Annotated in this window: 5 protein-coding genes; 3 read left to right on the top strand and 2 right to left on the bottom strand. The window is 72.9% G+C overall.

Annotation, left to right across the window (positions count from 1 at the left end; genetic code table 11):
* Window positions 1-104: 104 nt before the first annotated feature.
* The 3 genes from ABZ562_RS37455 (at window position 105) to ABZ562_RS37465 (ending at window position 2,378) form a co-directional block, all read left to right on the top strand.
* Window positions 105-986 (top strand): alpha/beta hydrolase, encoded by an 882-nt coding sequence (locus tag ABZ562_RS37455; protein WP_361488858.1) that lies wholly within the window; start codon window positions 105-107, stop codon window positions 984-986.
* A 173-nt stretch (window positions 987-1,159) separates the two neighbouring features.
* The gene (locus ABZ562_RS37460; RefSeq protein ID WP_361488860.1) at window positions 1,160-1,483 is read left to right on the top strand and encodes a hypothetical protein; all 324 of its coding nucleotides are present in this window, start codon (window positions 1,160-1,162) and stop codon (window positions 1,481-1,483) included.
* A gap of 58 nt (window positions 1,484-1,541) precedes the next feature.
* Window positions 1,542-2,378, top strand: a complete 837-nt coding sequence (locus ABZ562_RS37465; RefSeq protein ID WP_361488863.1) for an SAM-dependent methyltransferase — start codon at window positions 1,542-1,544, stop codon at window positions 2,376-2,378.
* 28 nt (window positions 2,379-2,406) lie between these two features.
* Here ABZ562_RS37465 and ABZ562_RS37470 read toward each other — a convergent pair whose 3' ends face one another.
* Together ABZ562_RS37470 and ABZ562_RS37475 are read right to left on the bottom strand one after the other, a co-directional pair.
* Window positions 2,407-5,220: a BTAD domain-containing putative transcriptional regulator gene (locus tag ABZ562_RS37470; RefSeq protein ID WP_361488866.1), complete on the bottom strand. Its 2,814-nt coding sequence runs from the start codon at window positions 5,218-5,220 to the stop codon at window positions 2,407-2,409.
* A gap of 230 nt (window positions 5,221-5,450) precedes the next feature.
* Window positions 5,451-6,392 (bottom strand): TauD/TfdA family dioxygenase, encoded by a 942-nt coding sequence (locus ABZ562_RS37475; RefSeq protein ID WP_361488868.1) that lies wholly within the window; start codon window positions 6,390-6,392, stop codon window positions 5,451-5,453.
* Window positions 6,393-6,613 lie beyond the last annotated feature (221 nt).

Below are 6,613 nucleotides of genomic sequence, written 5' to 3' on the forward strand. Positions count from 1 at the left end.
TGCCATCCCCGAAGGCCACCCCGCAGCCGGATCATCGGGCGGTGAGGAAATCGCCCGATGCCGTTCGTGGACGTGTTCCTGACGGTGAATTAGCATCGCTGAGCGTGACACAGGTCAAGAGCATCACCGCAAATGGACTCGAACTCGGCTATCTCGAAGCGGGCCCGGTGGACGCCCCGCTGGCGCTCTGCCTGCATGGCTTCCCCGACACCGCACACTCCTGGCGCCATCTGCTGCCCGCCCTCGCGGACGCGGGCTACCACGCCGTCGCCCCCTTCATGCGGGGCTACGCACCCACGGCCATCCCCGCCGACGGCGCCTACCAGGCGGGCGCGATAGCCTCCGACGCCAACGCCCTGCACGAGGCATTCGGCGCCGACGGCGACGCGGTGCTCATCGGCCACGACTGGGGCGCCATCGCCGCCTACGGCGCCACCGCCCACGCTCCCGAGCGCTGGCGGCGCGCGGTGACGATGTCCGTGCCCCCGCTGGGCGGCGTGCTGGCCGACTTCTTCAATTTCGACTACGGCCAGTTCAAGCGCTCCTTCTACATCTTCCTGTTCCAGACCCCGCTGGCCGAGGCGGGCGCCGCGGCCCACGACATGGCGCTGATCGACGGTCTGTGGCGCGACTGGTCGCCCGGCTACCAGGACTCCGCGCAGGACATCGCCCACGTCAAGGAGAGCCTGAAGGACCCGGCCCACCTCGCCGCCGCGCTCGGCTACTACAAGGCGCTGTTCGACCCGACGCGCCACGTGGCGGCGTACGCGGCGGAGCAGGAGGCGATCACCGCCACCGGTGAGCGGCCGATCCTCTTCCTCCACGGCACCGACGACGGCTGCATCGGCTCCGACGTGGTCCACAGCGCCAAGGACCACCTCCCGGCGGGCTCCCGGATCGAAATCGTCGACGGCGCGGGCCACTTCCTGCACCTGGAGCAGCCCGAGCGGATCAACCGCGAGGTGCTGACCTGGCTCGCCGAATGAGCCGCTTCCTCCCGCCCCTGTAGACCCGGCACATCCCGTACGTCCCGCACGTCCCGGCCGGTATAGCGCGGTGGCATACCGCTTTACCGCCGCTATACCGCCGGTAATCCGCCCTCCCCGATGCTGGACGCATCGCCAAGCCCCGCCGGTAGGGATGCGTCTGGAGAGGGCCAGTGAACGTCGACCAGCAGCAGCAACCGCACACCGAGGCCGAACCCCTCTACGCCTGGAGCACCTATCAGGTCTCCGGCGGGGTGGAGGGCTCCGGCCCGAGCGGTACCTGCCGGGCGGAACGGACCGCGCGCGCCTGCCTCGAAGCGGCGCTCCACGCCGCGGTGGTCCACTCCCACGCGTATTCCTGGGGCCAGCTCAGCCGGGTGTCCGCGGATGTCGACCTGCCGTTCCACCTCTGGTCGCGGGCCCCCGTCGCCTGGGCGGAACCCGGGCCCAGTGACACGGTCACCTGGCGTCCCGGCCCGGCACCGCATCCGCGGTGACGGTGACGGTGACGGCAAGCGACGGGGCGACGCAGGCTCAAGGGCAGGGGATTCTCGGATGAACAGCAGCGGGCCCGGCATCGGGCTCACCACGGTGGAGTGGCAGCCGGCCGACCACGGCCGCCACTCCGGCCGGCAGGCCAACCCGGCGCGGGTCTACAACTACCTCGTCGGCGGCAAGGACAACTACCTCGCCGACTACGAGCAGGCCCAGAGCTTTCTGCGGATCGCGCCGGAGATCCGGGACACCGCCCTGTCCAACCGGCGGTTCCTGCAGCGGGCGGTGGCCGAGCTGGCCGACGCCGGGATCAGCCAGTTCCTGGACATCGGCTCGGGCCTGCCCACGACCCCGAACGTGCACGAGATCGCCCAGGCCGTGAACCCCCGGGCCCGCGTGGTCTACGTCGACAACGACCCCATCGTGGCCAGCCACGGACAGGCCCGGCTGGCCGTCCCCGGCACCACGATGATCGACGGCGATCTGCGCGAGCCCGAGAAGATCCTGGCCCATGACGAGGTGTGCCGGCTGCTCGACCCCGGGAAGCCGGTGGGGATCGTGCTCACCTTCATCCTCGACTACCTCGAGGACAAGGACGATCCGTACGGCGTCGTCGCCCGGCTCATGGAGTGGGCCGCCCCCGGCAGCTGTCTGATCCTGTCCCATGTCACCGGCGACTTCACCGACGAGACGCCCGAGGACCGGGACTGGGCCCCGCTCAGCGTCAGCCCGGTGGCCGCGGCCCCGCGCGACTACGACGGGATCAAGGGCTTCTTCCACGGGCTCGACCTGCTCGAACCGGGCCTGGTGCAGCTGGCCGCCTGGCGTCCGGGCATCGGTGCCGAGCACGACCCGAGCCGGGTGTGGGCCTACGGCGGGGTGGCCCGCAAGCCGTAACCACCGGGCGCACGCCCCCGGCCCCGCCTCAGTGCGGGCCGGGGCCGATCTGCAGCGTCATACAGGCGGGGAAGAGCCCGCTCCAGGTGTGCCCGCGCCAGCTCTCGTACATGCCCGGCCGCTGCCACACCGGCAGCGCCTCGTCCAGGTGCGCCCGGCCCTCGGGGAACTTCCCCTGCTCCATGTACGTGATGCCGATCTCGTACATCGCGAAGCCCTGATGGTGGACGTCGCCCGTCCGCCGGGCCTGCTCCAGGCTCTCCTTGAAGTACGTCAGGGCGTCCTCGGGGCGGCCGAGACCGCGGTGGGCGCGGCCCAGGTTGCCCAGGCCGATCACCTCGGCCGCCACGTCCCCGGTGTCCCGGGCCAGGGCGAGCTGGCGCCGCTGCACCTCGATGGCCTCCTCGAACCGGCCCAGTTCGGTCAGCGCGTCCGCCAGGTTGCACAGAGACCGCTGCTCGCCCCGCTGATGGCCGATGGCGCGCCAGATCTCCAGCGCCGACTCCAGGGTGGTCCGCATCTCCTCGTAACTGTGCCGCAGCCAGTGCGCGCCCGCGAGGTGGTCCAGTGCCCACGCCTGGCTCTCCAGGTCGCCCAGCCGCCGGGCGGCCCCGATCGCCAGTTCGTTGATGGTCTGCAGATCCTGGGCGTGCGCCCGCGGATACAGGAACCACTGCAGGGCCTGGGCCAGCCGGATCCCGAGCCGGGCGAGCGCGTCGGACTGGGTGACGGCGTGGGCGACGGCGGCCAGCAGGTTGCCCGACTCGGCCTTCAGCCACGCCTCCGCCTCGTTGCGGTCCCGCAGCGGGACCTCGGCGCCCTCGACCGGGTGGCGGGGCCAGGGCCGGTGCGGGTCGAGCAGGGTGACCGCCCGCTGGGTGGTGGCCACGTAAGCCGACATCGCCCGCTCCAGCGCCGCCGCGGGCTCGGCCTCCGGTTCCTCCTGCTCGGCCCGCTCCGAGGCGAACAGCCGGAGCAGATCGTGCATGTGGTACCGGACGGAGTCCGGGCTCTCCAGCAGCTGCGCGTCGACCAGCCGCTCCAGCGCGTTCTCCGTGCGGTCGGCCGGATGGTCCAGCAGCGCGGCCGCCACCGGCAGGCTCACGTCCTGCCCGGGCACCGTGCTGAGCAGCCGGAAGGCCCGTACCGCGTCCGCGTCGTCGGAGCGTCCGCCGAGCCGGAACGCGTCGTAGCTCACCTCGAAGCTGGTACGTACGGCCAGGTCACCGAAGCGCAGCTCGTCCAGCCGGCCGCGCGCGTCGGCCAGTTTGGACGCCAGGGTGCGCAGCGGCCAGGCCGGGCGGGCGGCCAGCCGGGCGCCCGCGATCCGCAGCGCCAGCGGCAGACGGCCGCACAGCCGGGTGATGGCCTCGGCCTCCTCGCGCTCGGCCCGCACCCGCTCCACCCCGACGATCCGCTCCAGCAGCGCCACGGCCTGGTCGTGGGGGAGGACGTCCAGATGCAGATGGGTGGCGCCCTCCAGGGTGGTCAGCATCTCGCGGCTGGTGACGAGCGCGGCGCAGTCGGGTCCGGCGGGCAGCAGCGGACGGACCTGGTCCACGCCGGCGGCGTTGTCGAGGATGACCAGCATCCGCCGCCCCGCCACCAGCGAGCGGAATTGGGCCGACGCCTCGTCGGTGTCGCCCGGCACGCTCGACCCGTCCACGCCCAGGGCGCGCAGGAACCGCCCGAGCACCTCGGCCGGTTCCAGGGCCGAGAGCCCGGCGGTGGTGCCGTGCAGATCGACGTAGAGCTGACCGTCCGGGAACCGGTCGGCGAGCTGATGCGCGGCGTGGATGGCCAGCGTGGACTTGCCCACGCCGCCGGTGCCGTCGATGGCCGCGATCACCACGGGACGCCCGGCCCCGCCGCCGTCGCCGTCCCCTCCACCCTCCGCGCCCGGATCACTTTGGTCGCGTTGGTCCAGGAGGGCCCGGATCACCGCCACCTCGCCATGGCGGCCGGTGAACGCCTGGCTGGCGGGCGGCAGTTGGCGAGGGCCCCGGGCGGCCGCGCGCGGGGCCGGAGCGGCGGGCCGCTCCTCCTTGCGGGGGGCCGGCGGCGCCAGCAGGGAGGCGTCGGCGGTGAGGATCCGCTGCTGGAGCCGTTGCAGCGGCGGGATCGGCTCGACCCCGAGGTCCTCGGCCAGCAGCCGGTGCAGATCGCGGTAGGCGGCCAGGGCGTCGGCCTGCCGGCCGGAGCGGTAGAGGGCCAGCATCAACCTGCCGCGCAGCCCCTCGCGGTACGGATGCTCGGCGGTCAGCGCCTCCAGCTCGCCCAGGACATCGGCGTGCCGGCCGCAGCGCAGATCGGCGTCGATGCGGGCGTCCACGGCCTGCAGCCGGAGTTCGCCGAGCCGGGTGGTCTCCGCCTCCACGGACGGGGTCGGGGGCACGTCCGCGAACGGCGTGCCCCGCCACAGCACCAGCGCCTCGCGCAGCCGCTCGGCGGCGCGGGCTGGACTGGGAAACTCGGCCTCCCGGTCCAGACCGCGCCGCCCCTCCTCGACCAACTGCTCGAACCGGTGCGCGTCGAAGTCGGCCGCCTCCACCGCCAGCCGGTAACCGTGCGCCTTGTAGCCCTGCTTGTCGGTGATCAGGGCGCCGCCGGACGCGTCGCCCAGGCTCTGCCGCAGCCGGGAGACATACGTCTGCAGCAACTTGGCCGCGCTCTGCGGCGCCTGACCCTCACCCCACAGCTCGTCCAGGAGCCGTTCGGCCGGGACGGTCCGGTTGGCGTGGCACAGCAGCACCGCGAGCAGCATCCGCCACTTCGCCGGGCCGAGGGACGTCCAACCGTCCCCGTCCCACAGCTCGAGCGCCCCAAGGACCCGGTATCGCACCCGTAACCTCCGAGGCCCCCTGCCACAGCCCGGCCTCTGTCTCATCGGCCCGTGAAGACCGTCAACTCGTTGCCCCGGTAACGGTATACCTCAGCTTTGGCCATGGCCGCGCCGATATCCCCGCATCCTGATCAGTCCCGAGCAGCGGGGCATCGTTCCCGGTCGGCGGGGCACACGGGTCGTCGCACCCCGCCGACCGGTCCGGCCCGGAACGGCCGGACCGGACCGCGTCAGAACGGACGGTCCCCCTCGATGGCCACGCGCTCGGCCACCCGCGGGTGCGGCGCGTAGTCGTTCACCGCGTAGTGCTGGGTGGCGCGGTTGTCCCAGAACGCCACGTCGCCGGGCTGCCACCGGAAGCGCACCTGGTACTCCGGGACCTGCGCCTGACGGCACAGATAGGCCAGCAGCCGGTCGCTCTCCTCCCGGTCCATGCCGGTGATCCGGGTGGTGAAGGAGGTGTTCACGAAGAGCATCCGCCGCCCGGTCTCCGGGTGGGTGCGCACCACCGGATGCTCGACGGGCGGGAACACGTCCTGGAACGGAGCCAGCCGCTCCGGGCCGTAGAAGCGGGAGAAGCCGGGGATGAAGTCGTGCACGGCCGTGGCGCCGTCGATGCGGTCCCGCACCTCCCGGGGCAGGTTGTCGTACGCGGCGGCCATGTCCGCCCACATGGTGTCCCCGCCGACGGGCGGGACCTCGCGCAACTGGAGCACGGCGCCGAGCGCGGGCCGCTCCCGGAACGTGACATCGGCGTGCCACACGTTCTCGAAGGTGGGGGTGGCGCCCTCGCTCTTGTCGAAGCGGACCACGTCCTCGCTCGATCCGGCGGCGAGCAGGGGATTGGTCTCCAGCTCCCCCCAGTTGCGGGCGAGGTCGCGCTGCTGGGCGGAGGTGAGGTGCGCGCCGCGGAAGAAGAGCACCTTCCACTCCAGCAGGGCGCGGTTCAGCTCCTCGCGCAGCCCCGCGTCCAGCGGCCGGGAGAGGTCGGCCCCGCGGATCTCGGCCCCGATGGTGCGCCCCTGGGGCACCAGCTCGAAGCGCTCGTACGGGCGCTCCCGCCATCCCTCGGGCAGTCGGCGCAGCGTACGCGGCCCCTCGTACAGACCGTCCGGGGGAATGCGCGCGTCGCGCAGCACCGGCGGGTTCGGCGGGGTGTCGATGACGGTCATGGTGTTCTCCTCATGCGTGACGCGGCGGCAGGGCGAGGCCGCTGGGACGGATGCCAGAGATGCCCTCGCGCCGCGCACGGGGAGACCCGTCGGGATGCGGTGCGGATGTCGCGGACGTGCGCTCGGTGTCGTCCGTGGTGCCCGGTCGGGGCCGGTTCAGGCCGGTCGGGTCCGGGAGTGATCCGGAGGATCAGGAGGCGGACCGGGCGCGGTCCTGGCGG

Source organism: Streptomyces sp. NPDC019937, assembly GCF_040631655.1.
Classification (GTDB): Bacteria; Actinomycetota; Actinomycetes; order Streptomycetales; family Streptomycetaceae; genus Streptomyces.